Here is an 18,964-nt window from a genome sequence, read left to right on the forward strand (position 1 = left end):
GTCCTTCAGCCGAAGAGGCGCTGCAGGCGCTGCACGCCCTCGAGGAGCTGGTCCTCACCCAGGGCGTACGACAGGCGCAGGTAGCCGGACGGGCCGAACGCCTCACCCGGGACCACAGCGACTTCGGCCCGCTCGAGGATGTAGTCGGCGAGCTCCAGCGACGTGTCGATGCGGACGCCGTCCCAGTCGCGGCCCAGCAGACCCGTGACGTCGGGGTAGACGTAGAACGCGCCGAGCGGGTTCGGCACCGTGACGCCCGGGATCTTCGCGAGCTCGGACACGATCAGCCCGCGGCGGCGGTCGAACGCCTGTCGCATCTTCTCCGCCTCGTCCTGCGGGCCCGACAGGGCGGCGAGGGCTGCGCGCTGGGCGATGTTGTTGACGTTGGAGCTGAGGTGCGACTGCAGGTTGCCGGCGACCTTCATGGCGTCGGCGGGGCCCACCATCCAGCCCACGCGCCACCCGGTCATGGCGTAGGTCTTCGCGACGCCGTTGACGAGGATCGTCTGGCCCGCGAGCTCGGGAACCGCCTCGACGATCGACACCGCCCGGGCGCCCTCGTACACGAGGTTCTGGTAGATCTCATCGGTGATCACCCAGATGCCGTGGGCGAGGGCCCACTCGCCGATCGCCTTCGTCTCGTCGGCGGTGTAGACGGCGCCGGTGGGGTTCGAGGGCGACACGAACACCAGGGCGGTCGTCTTGTCGGTGCGGGCGGCTTCGAGCTGCTCGACGGTGACCTTGTATTCCTGGTCGGCACCGGCGAACACCTCGACGGGCACGCCGTCGGCGAGGGCGATCGCCTCGGGGTACGTGGTCCAGTACGGTGCGGGCAGCAGGACCTCGTCACCCGGGTTCACGACAGCCTGGAACGCCTGGTAGACGGCCTGCTTGCCGCCGTTGGTGACGATGATCTGCGACGGTGCGACCTCGAGACCCGAGTCGCGCAGCGTCTTCGCGGCGATCGCCTCGCGCAGCACAGGCAGGCCGGCCGCCGGGGTGTACCGGAAGTTGGCGGGGTCGCGCAGGGCCTCGGCGGCGGCATCCACGATGAACTGCGGCGTCGCGAAGTCGGGCTCTCCGGCGGCATACGAGACGACCGGCCGTCCGGCGGCCTGCAGGGCCTTGGCCTTGGCGTCGACCTTGAGGGTCGCGGACTCGGCGATGGCGGAGAGTTTGGCGGAGACGGGAGCGCGTTCGGTCACCCTCCGAGCGTACCGTCGGGCGCCGCGCGGGTGAGGGGTGTGTCGGGGGTCAGCGCGTCGGGCGGGTGAGGATCTCGTTGCCCGATTCGAGGATGGCCACCGTGTGCTCGGTGTGCGCGGTGCGGCATCCGGTCGCGCTGCGCAGCGTCCAGCCGTCCTCGTCGATCTTCAGCTCGTCGGTGTCGACCATGACCCACGGCTCGATGGCGAGCATGAGCCCCGGGCGCAGGCGGTAGCCGCGGCCGGCACGCCCGGTGTTCGACACGTGCGGGTCCTGGTGCATCGTCGTGCCGATGCCGTGCCCGCCGAACTCGGTGTTGACCGGGTAGCCGGCGCCGGTGAGCACGTCGCCGATCGCGGCGGAGATGTCGCCGATCCGGGCACCGGGCTGGGCGGCCTCGATGCCGGCGGCGAGGGCCTCCTCGGTCGCGCGGACGAGGGCGTCGTTCTCGGCGTGGGGTGCTCCCCCGACGGTGAAGCTGATCGCGGCGTCGGCGGCGACGCCGCCCGTCTTGATCGCGAGGTCGAGGGTCAGCAGGTCGCCGGCGGCGACGCGCTGGTCGCGGGGACGGCCGTGGAGGACGGCGTCGTTGACGGCGGTGCAGATGTAGTGGCCGAAGGGACCGCGGCCGAACGAGGGTGCGTAGTCGACGTAGCAGGACTCGGCGCCCGCGCCCAGGATCATGTCCTTGGCCCAGGCGTCGATCTCGAGGAGGTTCGTCCCCGGCTTCACGCGTTCCTTGATGCCGTGGAGGATGTCGCCGACGAGCCCGCCCGTGGTGCGGGCACGGTCGATCTGTTCGGGGGTGAGGATCTCGATCACGAGGCAGGCAGTCCGTTCCGGTCGGCAGGCGCGACCTCTCATCCTACGCCTGCCCGGATGGTTCCCAGCCCGGCTCCACTACGGTGGGTAGGTGAGTGACCCCCAGACCCCGACCGATTCCGCAGACACCCCCGCCCTCCCCGGCTTCGACGAGCTGGGTCTGACCGGTCCCGTCCTCGCCGCCATCAAAGACCTCGGGTACGAGACCCCCTCGGCCATCCAGGCCGCGACCATCCCCGTCCTCCTCGGCGGCCGCGACGTCGTCGGCATGGCGCAGACCGGCACCGGCAAGACCGCCGCCTTCGCACTGCCGATCATGGAGAACCTCGACCTGACCCAGAAGACGCCGCAGGCACTCGTGCTGGCCCCGACCCGCGAGCTCGCGCTCCAGGTCTGCGAGGCGTTCGAGTCCTACGCCGCGCGCATGAGGAACGTCCACGTCCTCCCCGTGTACGGCGGACAGGGCTACGGCGTGCAGCTGTCGGCGCTCCGCCGCGGTGTGCACATCGTCGTGGGCACGCCCGGTCGCATCATGGACCACCTCGAGAAGGGCACCCTCGACCTCTCGGCGCTCAAGAACCTCGTCCTCGACGAGGCCGACGAGATGCTGAAGATGGGCTTCGCGGAGGACGTCGAGCAGATCCTCGCGCAGACCCCCGAGGACAAGCAGGTGGCGCTGTTCTCGGCGACCATGCCGGCATCCATCCGCCGCCTCGCGCAGCAGTACCTGCGCGACCCGGAGGAGATCACTGTCAAGACCAAGACCTCCACCAACACGAACATCACCCAGCGCTACCTGATCGTGTCGTACCAGCAGAAGGTGGACGCCCTCACCCGCATCCTCGAGGTCGAGGACTTCGACGGGATGATCATCTTCGTCCGCACGAAGAACGAGACCGAGACCCTCGCCGAGAAGCTTCGCGCCCGCGGCTTCAGCGCGGCGCCGATCAACGGCGACATCCCGCAGCCGCAGCGCGAGCGGAGCATCCAGCAGCTCAAGGACGGCAAGCTCGACATCCTCGTCGCGACCGACGTCGCCGCGCGCGGTCTCGACGTCGAGCGCATCAGCCACGTCGTGAACTTCGACATCCCGACCGACACCGAGTCCTACGTGCACCGCATCGGCCGCACCGGTCGCGCCGGTCGCAAGGGTGACGCGATCAGCTTCGTGACTCCGCGCGAGCGCTACCTGCTGGCGCACATCGAGCGCGCGACGCGTCAGGCGCCCACGCAGATGCAGCTGCCGACGACGGAGGACATCAACTCGACCCGTCTGGCGCGCTTCGACGACGCCATCACGACGGCGCTCGCCGAGACCGAGCGCATCACGGCGTTCCGCGACGTGATCGCGCACTACGTCCGCAACCACGACGTGCCCGAGCAGGATGTCGCCGCCGCGCTCGCCGTCGTGGCGCAGGGCGAGACCCCGCTGCTGCTCGACCCCGAGCGCGACGAGCTCGCGAAAGCGATCGCCGCGGACGCCGAACGGGGCACCCGCAAGGACCGGCCCGCGCGCACCGACGGCGCGCGCGAGCGGCGCGGCAAGGGCGACTTCACGACGTACCGCATCGCGGTCGGCCGCCGCCAGCGCGTCGAGCCGCGTCAGATCGTCGGCGCGCTCGCGAACGAGGGCGGCCTCGGCCGCGACGACTTCGGTGCGATCACTATCCGGCCCGACTTCTCGCTCGTGGAACTGCCGACGTCGATGGACGCCTCGGTCCTCGAGCGCCTCAAGGGCACGCGCATCTCGGGCCAGCTCATCGAGATCCGTCCCGACCGCGGCCGCCCCGGCGGCGAGCGTCCGAGGCGCTCCTACGAGGACCGCCCGAAGCGCTCCTACGGCGACCGGCCCGAGCGCACGTACGACGACCGCCCCGCGCGCAAACCGCGCCACGGCCGCGACTGACGGCATCCGCTCGCACCGCCGCGTGCGCGGATGCAAGGGATCGGGCGCGACATGCCGCGGGTCGTGGTGGCCGGTCGGCGTGTCGGCCCGGATGCATTGCATCGGCTGACGGCGAGCGGATGCCGCGACTGACGGCATCCGCTCGCGTCGGGGCGTTCGAGGATGCCCTTACCCGGCGGCCTCGCCGGTGATCGCCGCACGGATGCGGTCGAGCGGGATCTTCGGGGTGCGGTCCTCGGTCACGAGCCCGTTCGTCTCCTGCAGGGTGTCGCTCAGCTGCGTGTAGCAGAAGCCCGCGAGGGCCTCGCTCGCGTGCACGGCCGCCATCAGGCCCTCGAAGCGCTCCGCGAAGTCGTCGGGTGAGGTCGCGGTCGAATACCCCCAGGCGTTCTCCGCGGACTCGGTGTCGAACGAGATGCCGCCGAACTCGGTGAGCATGACGGGCGCATCCGACACGTCGCCGCTGAGGATGAGTGCCCGCCCCGCGGGGCCGACCGTGTCCATGAGGCGGCGGACGTCGGCATCCGTCGCATACCGACGCTGCACGACATCGGGGCGCCACTCGTAGTCGTGGATCGCGACGATGTCGGTGTCGACCTGCTCCCAGCCGTCGTTCGAGACCACCGGGCGAGTCGGGTCGAGCGCCTTCGTCAACGAGACGAGCGCGCGCGCGAAGTGCTGCATCCGAGGGTCGCTCGCGATGTGCTGCACGCCCCAGCTCTCGTTGAGCGGAACCCACGTGACGATCGACGGGTGCGACACATCACGCCGCACCACGTCGAGCCACTCGCGCGTCGTGCGCTCGATGGCCGTCTGCGTGAACGCGTACGTTCCGGGTGCCTCGCCCCAGATGAGCAGGCCGAGCTGGTCGGCGGCGAGCAGGAAACGCGGATCCTCGAACTTCTGGTGAACACGCGTCGCGTTGAACCCCATCGCCCGGATCAGCTCCGCCTCCTCGCGCAGGGCCTGCGCCGACGGCGCGGCGAGGTGCGATCCGGGCCAGTACCCCTGGTTGAGCACGGAGCGCACGTAGTACGGCCGGTCGTTGAGCCAGAAGCGTCCACGGGCGACGTGGGCGGTGCGGATGCCGAGGTACGAGGCCACGGCATCCTCGCCGACGCGCACCTCGGCATCGAGGAGGCGCGGGTGCTCGGGCGACCACAGCAGTTCCTCGTATGACTGGCCGTTGCGCAGTTCGGCGAGGGCGAGGACGACGGTGAGCTCGCTCTCGGTGACGACGGCGCGGGCGGTAGCGAGCGGACGACCGTCGAGAGAAAGGTCGATCTCGACGCTCACGCCGGCCACCGGCCGCTCCGACAGTTCGATGTCGGCCGTGACGGTCCCGACGCGGGGATCCGTCGTCCACCGCAGCGCGCGAACGTGGAGGGGCGGAACGCTCTCGAGCCAGACCGGCTGCCAGATGCCGGTGGTGCGGTGGTACCAGATGACGTGCGGATCCTCTCGCCAGTCCTGCTTTCCGCGAGGCTGCGAGATATCGAGGGGATCGTCCTCCACGCGCACGACCACGCGGGCCCCGTCGCGCGCGACATGGGTGACGTCGAGGGCGAACGGCGTGTGTCCGCCTTCGTGCGAGCCGACGAGCGCGCCGTCCACCCACACGTGGCACCGGTAATCGACTGCCCCGAAGTGCAGCAGGAGACGCCGACCGGATTCGTGGCGGGCGGCCGTCAGGTCGGCGTCGGTGAGATCGCGGGAGTACCAGACGACGCGATGCATTCCGGTGTCCGCGATGCCCGACGCCGAGGATTCCGGTGGGAAGGGAACGAGGATGTCGCGCTGCGCGACGCCGGATGCCGGCCATCCCGATTCGATGCCGCTGTCGGCATCGTCGTGCGCGAAGGACCAGGTGCCGCAGAGGTCCGCCCAGGCGGTCCGCATCAGCTGGGGCCGGGGATATGTGCCGTCTTGCGTGCTGGCACGCACGGCGCCGTGGTCGTCATCGATCATGGCGTCCAGCATGCCGCATGTCGTACAGCGCTGTAAACCGCGAACCTCGCGCGATGATCGTCAGGCCGGAGGGGTGAGAGGTGCGCTCTCCCGGACGACGATCCGGTGCGGAGCGATCTCGTGCCGCCCGACCCCGTCGTACCCCGCGATGCGCTCGAGCAGAAGACCCATCGCGCGGGTGAACAGGGTGTCGACGTCGGGGCTGACACTGGTGAGGCTGGGGAATGTGACGGCGCTGAGGCGGGTGTCGTCCCATCCGGTGACCGCCACGTCCTCCGGTACGCGGATGCCGGCTTCGTGCAGTGCCCGCAGCGTCCCCATCGCGGCGAGGTCGTCGCGGCAGACCACCGCGTCGACGTCCCAGCCGGCGGCGAGGGCGGCGCGGACCGCGGCCGCCGTGTCCGCCGCGTCGATGGACGCTGTGGCGACCAGCATCCGCGGATCGCCGCGGAGTCCGGCCGCGGTGAGAGCCTCCTGATACCCCAGGATGCGCTGCCGGGACGTCTCGGTCAGCGCGGTCGTCTCATGCCCGACGAACCCGATGCGGCGTCGCCCCGAGTCCAGGAGATGCGTCGTGATCTCGCGCGCAGCCGCGACGTTGTCGATCATGACGTGATCCATCGTCAGAGGAGCCGGCGTCTCGCCGAGGAGGACGATCGGGATCTCGGAACGGTGCTGAGCGATCTCCGACGGGCTCATCCTCGAGGGCTGGAAGAGCATCCCGTCGACCAGACCCGCCTCCGAGCTCGCGATGAGCGCTCGCTCGCCGTCGAGGGTGTCGTCGGTTTCCTCCAGGAGCACGCGATAACCGAAGTCCATGGCGCGACGAGAGGCCACGTGCGCGAGCTCGGCGAAGTAGGGGATCGCGACATCGGCGAACGCGACCGCGACGAAGCCCGTCCTGCCGGTCGCCAAGCGGCGGGCCATGACGTTCGGCCGGTAGCCCAGCTCGTCGATCGCGCGCTGGACACGTTCCCGCATGGCCGCCGAGACGTGCGGGTAGTTGCGGACGACGTTGGAGACGGTCTTCATCGACACGCCGGCGCGGTCGGCCACGTCTTGCAGGCGCGGTCCTCGCATGTGGCTCCCTTCAACGGCTCGCGGCCACAGTACAGCGCGGGACACGCGCTCCTCGCCATCACGCCGCCGACCCCGTTGACATGAAATTTCTAGCGCTGTAAGTTCGACGCACTCACACAGCGCGCTCGGGTGCCGGGCGGGAGTACTCAAAGGAGAGCAATCACATGACTACGCGACTTTCGCGAGGCCTCGGCCTCGGCGTCGCGGCGGCGCTCGCCGTCACACTCAGCGCGTGCGGCGCCTCGGGATCCACTGAGGGCGGAGTGTCCGGCGAGGACTACGACGGTCCCGCCGTCGAAGTGACCTTCTGGCACGGCTGGACGGGCGGCGCTGCGCCGACCATCGTCCCGAAGCTGATCGACCAGTTCAATGCCGAGCACGACAACATCACGGTGAAGAACGTCCCGCAGGAGTGGGCCGACATCGCTTCGAAGATGCCGCTCGCGGTCAAGGCCGGCAAGGGACCCGACGTCGCGGTCCTGCACGGTGACGACCTCGCGACCTACGCGGCGCAGAACCTGCTGCAGCCCGCTGACGAGATCATCGACGGCCTCGGCTACGCGGAGGGGGACTTCCCGCCGGACGTCTTCGAGATGGGCGATTTCCGCGACGCGCAGTACGCGGTGCCGTGGAGCGTCACTCCGCTCGGTCTGTTCGCCAACAAGGGCGTGATGGAGAAGGCGGGTCTGACGGAGATCCCCACCGACCGCGAGGGCTATCTCGCCGCGCTCGAGGCGCTCAAGGGTGCCGGTGTGCAGGGTGAGTGGGTCGACGGATACGTGTTCACGGGGACCTTCGAGTTCCAGAGCCTGCTCTGGCAGTTCGGCGGGGAGCTCTACAACGAGGACGTCACCGAGGCGACGTTCAACTCTGACGCAGGGGTGAAGGCTCTCACGTGGATGACCGACCTCGTCGACAAGGGCTACAGCCCGAAGAACGTCGCACAGGACGGCAACATCAAGGCTCTCCTCGCCGGCGACACCGCGTTCAACTGGAACGGCGTCTGGCAGACGACCAACACCGCCTTCGGTGACCTCGACTGGGCCGCCGCGCCCGTGCCGCAGATCGGTGACGAGAAGGCCGTGTGGTCGAGCTCGACGCACTGGGTCTTCCCCGCCAACAAGGGACAGAGCGCCGACGAGACCTCCGCCGCGGCGACCTTCGTCAAATGGATGAACGACAACTCGGCGGGATGGGCCGAGACGGGCGAGCTCCCGGCCGCGAACTCGGTCCGTGAGGATCCGTCGATCCTCGAGGAGTACCCCAACCTCGAGCCGTTCATGGAGCAGCTCGACTACGCCCACTATGAGACCGTCTCTCCCGGCATCAACGAGGCGAACGCGCTCATCACGACCGCGATCAACGAGGCGCTGACGGGCAAGAAGACTCCTCAGGCCGCGCTCGACGACGCCAAGGCGAAGGCGGACGCCATCATCGAACAGAACCAGCAGAAGTATGGCGATTGACCTCGCCGCCGAAACGGCCGTCCCGGCCGACCGCACCGTCGGTCGGCCGGGAGGTCGCGCCCGGCGACCCGCGCAGCGCCGCCGCACCCTCATCGCCTACCTTTTCCTCGCGCCGTTCCTGGCGCTGTTCGTCACCTTCGTCATCGTTCCGGCGGTCTTCGGTGTGTGGATCAGCCTCACGAACTGGTCGCCGTTCCGGGACAGCCAGGACTTCGTCGGGCTGAAGAACTACCTCGACCTCTTCACGGCGGGGTCGACGACCTCGGCCGACTTCTGGAACTCGATGCGTGCCACGGGACTGTTCGTGCTGCTGAGCGTTCCGTTCCTGGTGATCGTGCCGCTGTTCATCGCCGTCCTGCTCAACCGCAAGCTGCGCGGTGCGACGTTCTTCCGCACGGTCTTCTTCGCCCCGTACGTGCTCGGTGTCGCGATCGTCGGTGTGATCTGGAGCTACGTCTTCGACACGCAGTCGGGCATCCTCAACCACATCCTCGGACTCCTCGGCCTTCCCCGTGACACTCCGTGGGTCGTCGACACGCCGTGGGTCTGGGTCTCGCTCGTCGGCGTCACCGTCTGGTGGACCGCGGGGCTCAACACCGTCATCTTCCTGGCGGGTCTCAAGGGCATCAACACCGACCTCTACGAGGCCGCGGCGCTCGATGGCGCGGGAGCCGCCCGCACGTTCGTCAGCGTGACGCTGCCGGGGCTGCGCCCGGTCATGATCTTCATCACGACGACGACGATCCTCGCGTCGGCCAACATGTTCGGGCAGTCGTTCCTGTTGACCAACGGCGGGCCGGGCAACGAGACCCGGACCGCGATCATGTACATCGCCGACCAGGGGCTGTCGCAGAACAACATGGCACCCGCCTCGGCGATGAGCTACGTCCTGTTCGCCTTCCTCGCGATCATCAGCGTCGTCAACTTCCGCTTGCAGCGCGAGCGCAGCGAGAAAGCCGTCTCATGACCGACACCGCCGTTCGCCCTTCGTCCACCGACGCCGACACCGCCCCCGGCCGTCGTCGGTCTCCCCGCCGGGCGGGGGACATCACCGCCTACGCCGTCCTCGGCGCGCTCGCCCTGGTGGTGATCTTCCCGCTGCTGTGGATGCTGCTCACCTCCGTCAAGACCGACGCGGATGCCGTCCGCAACCCGTACGCGCTCCCGGATCCCCCCTCTCTCGAGGCGTACGGAACCCTCCTGCTGAGCGGCCAGCAGCCGATCTTCCTGTGGCTGTGGAACAGCTTCGCCGCCGCGACCCTGCAGACCGTGCTCATCCTCGTCACCGCGTCCATGGCGGCATACGCCCTGGCCAGGCTGGAGTTCGCGGGCAGGAACATCGTCTTCGGACTGATCATCGCGACGCTGCTCGTGCCGCCGGTCGTCTTCCTCATCCCCAACTACCTCATCGTCGAGAACTTTGGGTGGCTCGACACGATCCTCGCGATCACCGTCCCCGGAGCAGCCAGTGCGTTCGGGGTGTTCTTCCTCCGGCAGTTCTTCCTCGGCATCCCGCCCGAGATCGAGGAGGCGGCCCGTATCGACGGTGCCGGGGACTTCCGTATCTTCTTCCAGGTCGCCCTGCCCCTGGCGAGGCCTGCCCTGGCGACGCTTGCCGTGCTGTCGTTCCTCGGCAACTGGAACGATTTCCTCTGGCCGGTGTACGTGCTGCTCTCACCCGAGAACATGACCCTGCAGCCGGGCCTCGCGATGCTCCAGGGCGCGTTCCGGACGCACTTCGGCATCGTCATGGCGGGGGCGACGATCGCCTCGATCCCTGTCCTCATCCTCTTCGCTTTCGCGCAGCGACAGATCGTCGACTCGGTCGCCGGGGCGGCGGTCAAGGGATGAGACGCACGGCTCAGCTGGTCGCGCTCGCGCTGACGGGCGTCCTCGCGATGAGCGGATGCGGCGCCGCGTCGCAGTCCGCGTCGACGCCGTCGGCCGGCACCGCGCCGGGAACGGGTTTCGTGCTCGACGAGGACTTCCCCGACCCCGACGTCGTATCGACGGATGCCGGCTATGTCGCGTTCGCCACCGGGAGCCACGGCCTGAACATCCGTGTCGCGACCTCCGAGGACCTCGATGCGTGGACCGTCGACCGGCGCGACGCCCTTCCCGCGCTCCCGGCGTGGGCGTCGCCGGGGCGGACCTGGGCGCCCGAGGTGACGACGCTCGGCGACGGGTACGTCATGTACGTGACGGCTGAGCACACCGCCTCGGGGCGCCAGTGCATCGGCGTCGCGGTCTCACCCAGCCTCGACGAGCCGTTCACCCCGGCATCCGACGAGCCGCTCGTGTGCCCCGTCGAGGAGGGCGGAGCGATCGACGCCGCCACGTTCGACGACGAAGACGGCACGCGCTACCTGCTGTGGAAGACCGACGGCAACTGCTGCGCCCTCGACACGCGGCTGATGATGGCGCCGTTGGCGGCCGACGGGCTGTCGCTGGCCGACGCGCCCGTCGCCCTCCTCACGCAGGACCAGCCGTGGGAGGGGGCGCTCATCGAAGCACCCACCCTGGTCGCCCGCGACGGGGGCTACGCCCTCCTCTACTCCGCGAACGACTACGGCGGCGACTCGTACGCCGTCGGCGCGGCCTGGTCGGACGAGCTGGAGGGCCCCTACCAGAAGGAGCCCGAGCCGATCCTCACGACCTCCGGCAGCGACGGAGCATTCCGTGGACCGGGCGGCCAGGACGTCGTGTCGACCGCCGACGGCGATGTGCTCGTCTTCCACGGCTGGGACGAGCAGTACATCTATCGAGGTCTGCACACCGCGCCGGTCCGCATCGGGTCGGCCGGGGTGACCGTCGACATCGGCTGACGCCTGGCCGGTGCGGGGGTGGGAGGGGTGCCGGGCATCCCTCCCACCGATCCGCGTCGGAGCTCACTCCACGAGGAAGCGCGCATACGCGCCGAGGGTGAGGAACGTCGGGAAGTCCGCCCCGAGCGCGACCTCTCGGAACACCTCGGCCGCATCGTCGAACCGGTCGCGGTCGTGACGCGGCACCTCGCCGAGCACCTGCGCGATGAGGTCCTCGACGTAGTCCCGCGTGATCGGGGTGCCGTCCTCGGTCGCGCGGTCCTGGTGGATCCACTGCCAGATCTGCGAGCGGCTGATCTCGGCGGTCGCGGCATCCTCCATCAGTCCGTCGATCGCGACGGCACCCAGCCCCCGCAGCCATGCCTCGATGTAGCGGATGCCGACCGAGACGTTCCCGTGCACGCCCGCCGCCGTGATCGGCAGGCCGATGTGGCAGTCGATGAGCTGGGCGGGTGTGACGGTGACGTCCTCGCGCCGTCGGTCGACCTGGTTCGGCCGCTCACCGAGCACGGCGTCGAATTCGGCCTGCGCGACGGGGATGAGGTCCGGGTGCGCGACCCACGTGCCGTCGAACCCGTCGCCCGCCTCGCGCCGCTTGTCGGCGGCGACCTTCTCGAACGCATTCCGGGTCGCGGCTTCGTCGCGGCGGTTCGGGATGAAGGCGCTCATGCCGCCGATCGCGAACGCTCCCCGCTTGTGGCAGGTCTGCACCAGCAGCTCGGTGTAGGCCCGCATGAACGGGACGGTCATCGTCACCTGGCTGCGGTCGGGCAGCACGAACCGGGCTCCGCGACCCCGGTAGTTCTTGATCATCGAGAAGATGTAATCCCATCGCCCGGCGTTCAGTCCCGCGGCGTGGTCGCGCAGTTCGAACAGGATCTCCTCCATCTCGAACGCGGCGGGCAGCGTCTCGATGAGCACGGTCGCCCGGATCGTCCCGTGCGGGATCCCGAGGAACCGCTCGCTGAAGGTGAAGACGTCGTCCCACAGCTTCGCCTCTTCGGCCGATTCGATCTTCGGCAGGTAGAAGTAGGGTCCGCGACCATCGGCGATGAGGCGCTCGGCGTTGTGGAAGAAGTAGAGACCGAAGTCGACGAGTGAACCGGATGCCGCGAGGGTCCGCCCGCGGCGATCGGTGACGTCGATGTGCTTCTCCATGAGGTGCCAGCCGCGCGGGCGCATGACGATCGTCGGGGTCCGCTCGGCGGTGACCTCGTAGACCTTGCCCTCGGGACTCGTGTGGCGCAGCTCGCCGCGGATCGCGTCGTGCAGCGACAGCTGGCCCTCGATGACGTTCCGCCAGGTGGGGCTCGTGGCATCCTCCTGGTCGGCGAGCCAGACCCGCGCGCCGGAGTTCAGCGCGTTGATCGTCATCTTCGGGTCGGTCGGTCCGGTGATCTCGACCCGCCGGTCCTCGAGCCCGGGCCCGGCCCCGGCGACGCGCCAGTCCGGGTCCTCGCGGATGTGCGCCGTGTCGGAGCGGAACGTCGGGTCCTGACCGTTGCCGATCTCGAAGCGCCGCCGCATCCGATCGGCGAGGCGGTCGTGCCGACGCCCGCCGAAGCGCTCGTGCAGCTGCGCGACGAAATCGAGCGCACCGGGCGTGAGGATCTCGTCGTAGCGTTCGCGGATCGGTCCGCGGATCGTCAGTGTCGTCATCGTGGTGGGCGGGGGAGGGGTGTCGATGAGGGTCATGTCGTACTCCTGAGGAAGGGGGATGCCGAGGCATCCGGTCATGTCAGTGGAACTGCGCCGTCTCGGTCGATCCGACCAGGGCGAGGGTGGCGCTGTCGGGGTTGAGCGCCGTCGACACGAGGTCGAAGTAGCCGGTTCCGGCTTCCCGCTGGTGCTTGGTGGCGGTGTAGCCGTCCTTCTCGGAAGCGAATTCCGCCTCCTGCAGGGCCACGTACGCGGTCATGCCGCTCTCGGCGTAGCCCTTCGCGAGGTCGAACATCGAGTGGTTGAGGGCGTGGAAGCCCGCGAGGGTGATGAACTGGAAGGCGTAGCCGAGTTCACCCAGGTCGCGCTGGAAGGTGGCGATCTGCTGGTCGTCGAGGTGACGCTTCCAGTTGAAGCTCGGCGAGCAGTTGTAGGCGAGCAGCTTGCCGGGGAAGCGCTCGTGGATCGCCTCGGCGAATGCCCGCGCGAGTTCGATGTCGGGCTCGCCGGTCTCGACCCACAGCAGATCGGCGTAGGGGGCGAAGGAGAGGCCGCGGCTGATGACGGCGTCGAGCCCGGGCCGCACGCGGTAGAACCCTTCGCTCGTGCGCTCGCCGGTCGTGAACTCCTGATCGCGCGGGTCGACGTCGCTCGTGAGCAGATCGGCGGCGAGGGCGTCGGTGCGGGCGATGATGACGGTCGGCACGCCCGCGACGTCGGCGGCGAGCCGGGCGGCGTTGAGCGTGCGGATGTGCTGCTGCGTCGGCACGAGCACCTTGCCGCCCAGGTGCCCGCACTTCTTCTCGCTGGCGAGCTGATCCTCCCAGTGGATGCCGGCGGCCCCCGCCTGTATCATCGACAGCGCCAGCTCGTAGGCGTTGAGCGGTCCGCCGAAGCCCGCCTCGGCGTCGGCGACGATCGGGGCGAGCCAGTCGCGGGTCGCGCCGCCCTCGGCGTGCTCGATCTGGTCCTGCCGCGCGAGTGCGTTGTTGATGCGTCGGACCACCGAGGGCACCGAGTTGGCGGGGTAGAGGCTCTGGTCGGGGTAGGTGTGCCCTGCCAGATTGCCGTCGGCGGCGACCTGCCACCCCGACAGGTAGATCGCCTTGAGGCCGGCGCGCACCTGCTGCACGGCCTGACCGCCCGTGTAGGCGCCGAGCGCGTTGATGTAGTCCTCGGTGTGCAGCAGGTTCCAGAGGTTCTCGGCGCCACGACGCGCGAGCGTCGATTCCTCGCGAACCGAGCCGCGCAGGCGGATGACGTCCTCGGCGGTGTAGGTGCGTTCGATGCCGTCCCAGCGCGGGTCGGCATCCCATTCCGCCTGCAGGTCGGCGGCGGTCTGCGTCTGGTCGCCGGCGCGCATCGGCCGGGCGGCGGGTGTGGTGGGGAAGGTCATGGTGTCCTCCGGTGGGGTCGAGAGCGGGTCGTGACACCACTGTGCGAGAAGAACGTGCCCTACCGACGGTGCGGGCGAGGAGAAGATTGCGCGTTCTTCTGTTCCCGTGACACACTCCCGGACATGACGATCGACGAAGATCGGGTGGATGCGGCGTCCGCGGAGCCCGGAGCCGACGCGCTGAGCATCGGCCGCCGGATCCGGCAGGTGCGCACCGCCCGCGGCATGACCCTGGACGAGCTGGCCGCCGCCGTCGCGCGGGCACCGAGCCAGCTGTCGATGATCGAGACCGGCAAGCGCGAGCCCAAGCTGACGCTGCTGCAGACGATCGCCCGAGCACTCGGGACGACGATCGACGCGCTCATCGCCGCCGAGCCCCTCGACGAGCGCGCGACCCTCGAGATCGCCCTCGAACGTGCGATGAAGGGTCCGACGTTCCAGGCCCTCGGCATCCCGCCGTTCCGCATCGGCAAGTCCGTGCCGGACGGCGTGCTCGAGACCCTGCTCTCCCTGCACGGCGAGATCGAGCGGCTGAACGACGAGCGGTCGGCGACGCCGGAGGAGGCACGTCGCGCGAACGTCGAGCTCCGGCACCTCATGCGCCGGCAGGACAACTACTTCGCCGAACTCGAGGAGCAGGCCGAGCGCATCCTCGCGGCCGTCGACCACCCCGGCGGACCGCTCACGCAGCGGACCGCGTCCGAGATCGCGGCGCACCTCGGCTACTCGCTGCACTACGTGTCTGACCTGCCGGCATCCACCCGTTCCGTCGCCGACAACCGCACGGGGCGGCTGTACCTCTCGAGCACGATTCCAGGGCGGGGCGATTCACGCACCCCCGTGCTGCAGGCCCTCGCCGGTCGCATCCTCGGGCACGTCGAGCCGCGCTCGTACGCCGAGTTCCTGCGGCAGCGCGTCGAGACCAACTACCTGGTCGGGGCGCTCATGGTGCCCGAGTCGCACGCCGCGGCGTTCCTCCATGACGCGAAGTCGCGCCGGGCGATCTCGATCGAGGACCTGCGCGACGCATACTCCGTCTCGTATGAGACGGCCGCGCACCGATTCACCAACCTCGCGACGCGGCACCTCGGCATCCCGGTCCACTTCCTGAAGGTGCACGAATCCGGCACGATCACGAAGGCGTACGAGAACGACGACGTGAACTTCCCGGCCGACCGATTCGGGTCGATCGAGGGCCAGCTCTGCTGCCGCCGCTGGACGAGCCGGGTCGTCTTCGACATCCCCGACAAGTTCAATCCGTACTACCAGTACACCGACACGGGCAACGGGACGTACTGGTGCACCGCGCGAGTGGAGTCCTCGAGCGACGGCGCCCACTCGGTCAGCGTCGGCGTGCGCTTCGACGACACGAAGTGGTTCATCGGGCGCGAGACACCGAACCGCGGGGTGTCGCGGCACGGCGTCGACGTCTGCTGCCGGCGCCCTCCCGCCGAGCTCGAGCGCACCTGGCGCGACCAGGCCTGGCCGAACGTCCGGACACCCCGCACGCTGCTCGCGACCCTGCCGACCGGGGCCTTTCCCGGGGTCGACACGACGGACCTGTACGAGTTCCTCGAGGCCCACGCGCCGGAGTGAGGTCGCCGGCGTTCGGCGGCGTCCGCGACGGCCGCCCGCGTGCCCGCGCGTCAGCCTCCGAGCTGCAGGGCGGCCCACACCTCGGCGCGGCCGGCGAAGGAGGACAGATCTGTGCCGAGCACCCGCTCGGCGGCCGTGAGGCGGCTGCGGACGGTGTGTCGGTGCACGCCGAGGGCTGCCGCGGCGCCGTCAATCAAGCCGTCCGCCGCGACCCATGCGCGCAGGGTCTCCTCGAGCCGCCCGCCGTGCTCGCGGTCCTGCCGACGCAGCGGTTCGAGGAAGGCGGCGGCGACCGTGGGGGCGGTCCCCGCCGACAGCGCCGACAGGATGCCGCCGGCCTGCACCTCCGCGAAACGTGCGACACCTGCGCCCGCCGCCCGACCGCGCGCCGCGCGGGCCTGATCCACTGCCCGCGCGAACGCGGCGTACGGTGCAGGCTCGGACACTCCCAGCCGCGCCTCGAAGCGGTCGGCGAACTCGTCGAGGGAAGCGGCGGCGGATGCCGGGACCACGATCACGACGTCGTCATCGACCCCGCCGAAGAACAGGCCCCCGTGGCGCTCCTCGGCGCGAAGCTCGAGCAGGTCGAGCAGGGAGTCCGCGCGTCGACCGGCGGCATCCGTCACCGCGACGACCACCGGCGCGGCGGGCAGGGCGCCCCACACGTCCCGGGAGATCTGGCGGGCGAGTGCCGGGTCGCCGGTGAGGAGCGACCGCACCATCCCCGAACGCAGCGCCTTGCGTGCGCGCGACAGGCGCTGGTGCTGCTCGAGCGCGAGCCCCGCCATCGCGATCACCGCGGTGACGACGTCGCGGCCGGCGCGGTCGAGCTCGCCCGCGGCGATCGCGAGGACACCGCGCAGCTCGCCGCCGCGTCCGAGGGTCTGCAGGGTGAACGCGTCCGCGTCCGAGTGCAGCGACGACCCGGCGCGCGCGCCGCGCCGGAGCACCGCACCCACCTCGGTGCGCAGCGTCTCGGCCGCGCCGGGGGAGAGCGCGCCGACCGGGTGCTCGCGCACCAGCTCGCCCGCGGCGTCGTACATCCCGACCCACGTGTCCAGCTGCTTGGCGAGCTCGGCGATCGTGGCGCCGAGACCGTCGGGCCGCAGGGCGGCGAGGGCGAGGGCCCGCTGTGCCGAGAGCGCCCACGTGCGCCGCGCGTACGCCTGCGCTGCGACCGCCTCGGCGTTCGCGCGGGCGACGGCGATGAACGGCGTGCTGTAGGGGACCTCGAAGAGGGGCAGCCCCGCGTTCCGGCACGCCGCTGCGAGCCCCGAGGGGATGCCGTCGCGCACGACTTCGGTCCCGAATCCGAGCGCCGCGACGCCGCGGTCGACCAGGCGCCGCACGTACGCGTCGAACGGGTAGTCCTCACCGGCCGGGAACTGCGTGCCGGTGGTCAGCAGGACGAGGTCCTCGGCCAGGAACGGTGTCGGATCGTCGAGGTCCGAGCTGTGCACCCATCGCGTGGGCCGGTCCAGGGCTCCGGGCCGGAGCGCGTCCTCGCCGTCCGCGAGTCGCAGCGCGAGCTCGCGGCGCGCGAGCAGGGCGCGCAGGGTCGGCTCCGACTCACGGGTGACCATGTCGGCTCCCTCCAGGTGTACGCGGTGTACAGCGATGAACCGAGAATAGACGTCATGGCGAATGACCGCGCGTCCGGTGGCCCCTACGCTCGCGGCATGAGCACCTCGACCGCAGCCGTCACCACGCCCCTGGGCGGACCGTCCCTTCCCCAGGAGCGCCGCCTCGAGACCGCGATCCCGGGACCCCGCTCGCAGGAGCTGCTCTCGCGCAAGGCCGACGCCGTCGCCGCGGGTGTCGGGCACACCGTCCCGATCGCTGCCGTCGCCGCCGGCGGCGGCGTGGTCGTCGACGCCGACGGCAACTCGCTGATCGACCTCGGCTCGGGCATCGCCGTCACCACCGTGGGCGTCGCGCATCCGAAGGTCGTCGAGGCGATCGCCGCGCAGGCGGCGCAGCTGACGCACACGTGCTTCATGATCTCGCCGTACGAGTCGTACGTCGAGGTCGCCGAGAACCTCAACCGGCTCACCCCCGGCGACCACGCCAAGAAGAGCGCCCTGTTCAACTCCGGCGCCGAGGCCGTCGAGAACGCCGTGAAGATCGCCCGCAAGTTCACCGGCAAGCAGGCGGTCGTCGCCTTCGACCACGCCTACCACGGCCGCACCAACCTCACGATGGCGCTCACCGCCAAGTCCATGCCCTACAAGAGCGGCTTCGGTCCTTTCGCCTCCGAGATCTACCGCGTGCCCGGTTCGTACCCGCTGCGCGACGGACTGTCCGGTGCGGATGCCGCGGCCCGCGCGATCTCGATGATCGAGAAGCAGGTCGGTGCCGACAACCTGGCCGCCGTCATCATCGAGCCCATCCAGGGTGAGGGCGGCTTCGTCGTCCCCGCCGACGGGTTCCTGTCCGCGGTCGTCGACTGGTGCCGCGAGAACGGCGTCGTCTTCATCGCCGATGAGGTGCAGTCGGGCTTCGCCCGCACCGGCGCGATGTTCGCGAGCGAGCACTTCGGCATCGTTCCGGACCTGATCACCACGGCCAAGGGCATCGCTGGGGGAATGCCCTTGGCCGCGGTCACGGGACGCGCCGACATCATGGACGCGACGCACACCGGCGGCCTCGGCGGCACGTACGGCGGCAACCCCGTCGCGTGCGCGGCCGCGCTCGCCGCGATGGACGCGTTCGAGAACGACGGTCTCATCCAGCGCGCGCAGCGGATCGAGGCGCTGCTGACGGCTCGGCTCGGCGCGATGGCGGCATCCGACCCCCGCATCGCCGAGGTGCGTGGACTCGGCGCCATGATCGCGATCGAGTTCGTCGACCCGACGACCGGAGCGCCGGACGGTGCGCTCACGTCCGCGGTCGCGAAGGCCTGTATCGCCGAAGGGGTCATCGTGCTCACGTGCGGCACCTACGGCAACGTGATCCGCTTCCTCCCCCCGCTGTCGATCAGCGACGACCTGCTGACCGAGGGCCTCGACGTCCTCGCGCAGGCGCTGAAGACGGTCTGAGT

The 18,964-nt window shown here is 70.1% G+C and carries 14 protein-coding genes; 7 read left to right on the top strand and 7 right to left on the bottom strand.

Annotation, left to right across the window (positions count from 1 at the left end; all coding sequences use genetic code 11):
- Nucleotides 1-5: 5 nt before the first annotated feature.
- Both AB0259_RS13820 and map read right to left on the bottom strand, forming a co-directional pair.
- On the bottom strand, nt 6-1,205 hold the full coding sequence (locus AB0259_RS13820; RefSeq protein WP_251578712.1) for a pyridoxal phosphate-dependent aminotransferase: 1,200 nt from the start codon (nt 1,203-1,205) through the stop codon (nt 6-8).
- Nucleotides 1,206-1,254: 49 nt separating this feature from the next.
- Entirely contained in the window at nt 1,255-2,028 is a 774-nt protein-coding gene (gene map, locus AB0259_RS13825) for a type I methionyl aminopeptidase (RefSeq protein ID WP_366223074.1), read from the bottom strand.
- A 91-nt stretch (nt 2,029-2,119) separates the two neighbouring features.
- On the opposite strand from map, the gene AB0259_RS13830 reads away from it, so the two are divergent.
- A complete protein-coding gene (locus AB0259_RS13830) occupies nt 2,120-3,934 on the top strand; it encodes a DEAD/DEAH box helicase (RefSeq protein WP_366223075.1) in 1,815 nt (604 codons plus the stop codon).
- Nucleotides 3,935-4,102: 168 nt separating this feature from the next.
- Here the strand turns inward: AB0259_RS13830 and AB0259_RS13835 are convergent, their stop codons facing one another.
- Together AB0259_RS13835 and AB0259_RS13840 are read right to left on the bottom strand one after the other, a co-directional pair.
- Nucleotides 4,103-5,902 (bottom strand): glycoside hydrolase family 2 TIM barrel-domain containing protein, encoded by a 1,800-nt coding sequence (locus tag AB0259_RS13835; RefSeq protein ID WP_366223076.1) that lies wholly within the window; start codon nt 5,900-5,902, stop codon nt 4,103-4,105.
- Between the two features lie 60 nt (nt 5,903-5,962).
- Nucleotides 5,963-6,982: a LacI family DNA-binding transcriptional regulator gene (locus AB0259_RS13840; protein ID WP_366223077.1), complete on the bottom strand. Its 1,020-nt coding sequence runs from the start codon at nt 6,980-6,982 to the stop codon at nt 5,963-5,965.
- A gap of 164 nt (nt 6,983-7,146) precedes the next feature.
- On the opposite strand from AB0259_RS13840, the gene AB0259_RS13845 reads away from it, so the two are divergent.
- The 4 genes from AB0259_RS13845 to AB0259_RS13860 are packed head-to-tail and all read left to right on the top strand — an operon-like array spanning nt 7,147 to nt 11,273.
- Nucleotides 7,147-8,448, top strand: a complete 1,302-nt coding sequence (locus tag AB0259_RS13845) for an ABC transporter substrate-binding protein (protein WP_251578721.1) — start codon at nt 7,147-7,149, stop codon at nt 8,446-8,448.
- Nucleotides 8,438-9,415 carry a sugar ABC transporter permease gene (locus tag AB0259_RS13850; RefSeq protein ID WP_366223078.1) on the top strand — a complete coding sequence of 326 codons (978 nt, stop codon included), beginning with the start codon at nt 8,438-8,440 and terminating at the stop codon, nt 9,413-9,415. The genes AB0259_RS13845 and AB0259_RS13850 overlap by 11 nt, the downstream gene beginning before the upstream one ends.
- Nucleotides 9,412-10,299: a carbohydrate ABC transporter permease gene (locus AB0259_RS13855; protein WP_251578724.1), complete on the top strand. Its 888-nt coding sequence runs from the start codon at nt 9,412-9,414 to the stop codon at nt 10,297-10,299. The genes AB0259_RS13850 and AB0259_RS13855 overlap by 4 nt, the downstream gene beginning before the upstream one ends.
- Nucleotides 10,296-11,273, top strand: a complete 978-nt coding sequence (locus AB0259_RS13860) for a glycoside hydrolase family 43 protein (protein WP_366223079.1) — start codon at nt 10,296-10,298, stop codon at nt 11,271-11,273. Before AB0259_RS13855 ends, AB0259_RS13860 begins: the two co-directional genes overlap by 4 nt.
- 63 nt (nt 11,274-11,336) lie before the next feature.
- Here AB0259_RS13860 and aceB read toward each other — a convergent pair whose 3' ends face one another.
- Both aceB and aceA read right to left on the bottom strand, forming a co-directional pair.
- A complete protein-coding gene (aceB, locus tag AB0259_RS13865) occupies nt 11,337-12,968 on the bottom strand; it encodes a malate synthase A (RefSeq protein ID WP_366223080.1) in 1,632 nt (543 codons plus the stop codon).
- Nucleotides 12,969-13,011: 43 nt separating this feature from the next.
- Nucleotides 13,012-14,328: an isocitrate lyase gene (gene aceA / locus AB0259_RS13870; protein ID WP_366223081.1), complete on the bottom strand. Its 1,317-nt coding sequence runs from the start codon at nt 14,326-14,328 to the stop codon at nt 13,012-13,014.
- A gap of 123 nt (nt 14,329-14,451) precedes the next feature.
- Here aceA and AB0259_RS13875 point away from each other — a divergent pair, with 123 nt between their 5' ends.
- Complete coding sequence (locus tag AB0259_RS13875; protein WP_366223082.1) at nt 14,452-15,924, top strand: helix-turn-helix domain-containing protein; 1,473 nt, start codon at nt 14,452-14,454, stop codon at nt 15,922-15,924.
- 50 nt (nt 15,925-15,974) lie between these two features.
- On the opposite strand, the gene AB0259_RS13880 is transcribed toward AB0259_RS13875, so the two are convergent.
- A complete protein-coding gene (locus AB0259_RS13880; protein ID WP_366223083.1) occupies nt 15,975-17,507 on the bottom strand; it encodes a PucR family transcriptional regulator in 1,533 nt (510 codons plus the stop codon).
- A gap of 96 nt (nt 17,508-17,603) precedes the next feature.
- Here AB0259_RS13880 and gabT point away from each other — a divergent pair, with 96 nt between their 5' ends.
- Nucleotides 17,604-18,962, top strand: coding sequence for a 4-aminobutyrate--2-oxoglutarate transaminase (gabT, locus tag AB0259_RS13885; RefSeq protein WP_366223084.1), 1,359 nt, complete (start codon nt 17,604-17,606; stop codon nt 18,960-18,962).
- Nucleotides 18,963-18,964 lie beyond the last annotated feature (2 nt).

Source organism: Microbacterium sp. NPDC080005, from assembly GCF_040702445.1.
GTDB lineage: Bacteria > Actinomycetota > Actinomycetes > Actinomycetales > Microbacteriaceae > Microbacterium > Microbacterium oleivorans_D.

Excerpts from the sequence above, each read along its gene's own strand:
- AB0259_RS13835 (WP_366223076.1), bottom strand. The coding sequence starts at position 5,902 with ATGATCGATGACGACCACGGCGCCGTGCGTGCCAGCACGCAAGACGGC.
- AB0259_RS13840 (WP_366223077.1), bottom strand. The coding sequence starts at position 6,982 with ATGCGAGGACCGCGCCTGCAAGACGTGGCCGACCGCGCCGGCGTGTCG.
- AB0259_RS13845 (WP_251578721.1), top strand. The coding sequence starts at position 7,147 with ATGACTACGCGACTTTCGCGAGGCCTCGGCCTCGGCGTCGCGGCGGCG.
- AB0259_RS13850 (WP_366223078.1), top strand. The coding sequence starts at position 8,438 with ATGGCGATTGACCTCGCCGCCGAAACGGCCGTCCCGGCCGACCGCACC.
- AB0259_RS13855 (WP_251578724.1), top strand. The coding sequence starts at position 9,412 with ATGACCGACACCGCCGTTCGCCCTTCGTCCACCGACGCCGACACCGCC.
- AB0259_RS13860 (WP_366223079.1), top strand. The coding sequence starts at position 10,296 with ATGAGACGCACGGCTCAGCTGGTCGCGCTCGCGCTGACGGGCGTCCTC.
- aceB (WP_366223080.1), bottom strand. The coding sequence starts at position 12,968 with ATGACCCTCATCGACACCCCTCCCCCGCCCACCACGATGACGACACTG.
- aceA (WP_366223081.1), bottom strand. The coding sequence starts at position 14,328 with ATGACCTTCCCCACCACACCCGCCGCCCGGCCGATGCGCGCCGGCGAC.
- AB0259_RS13875 (WP_366223082.1), top strand. The coding sequence starts at position 14,452 with ATGACGATCGACGAAGATCGGGTGGATGCGGCGTCCGCGGAGCCCGGA.
- AB0259_RS13880 (WP_366223083.1), bottom strand. The coding sequence starts at position 17,507 with ATGGTCACCCGTGAGTCGGAGCCGACCCTGCGCGCCCTGCTCGCGCGC.
- gabT (WP_366223084.1), top strand. The coding sequence starts at position 17,604 with ATGAGCACCTCGACCGCAGCCGTCACCACGCCCCTGGGCGGACCGTCC.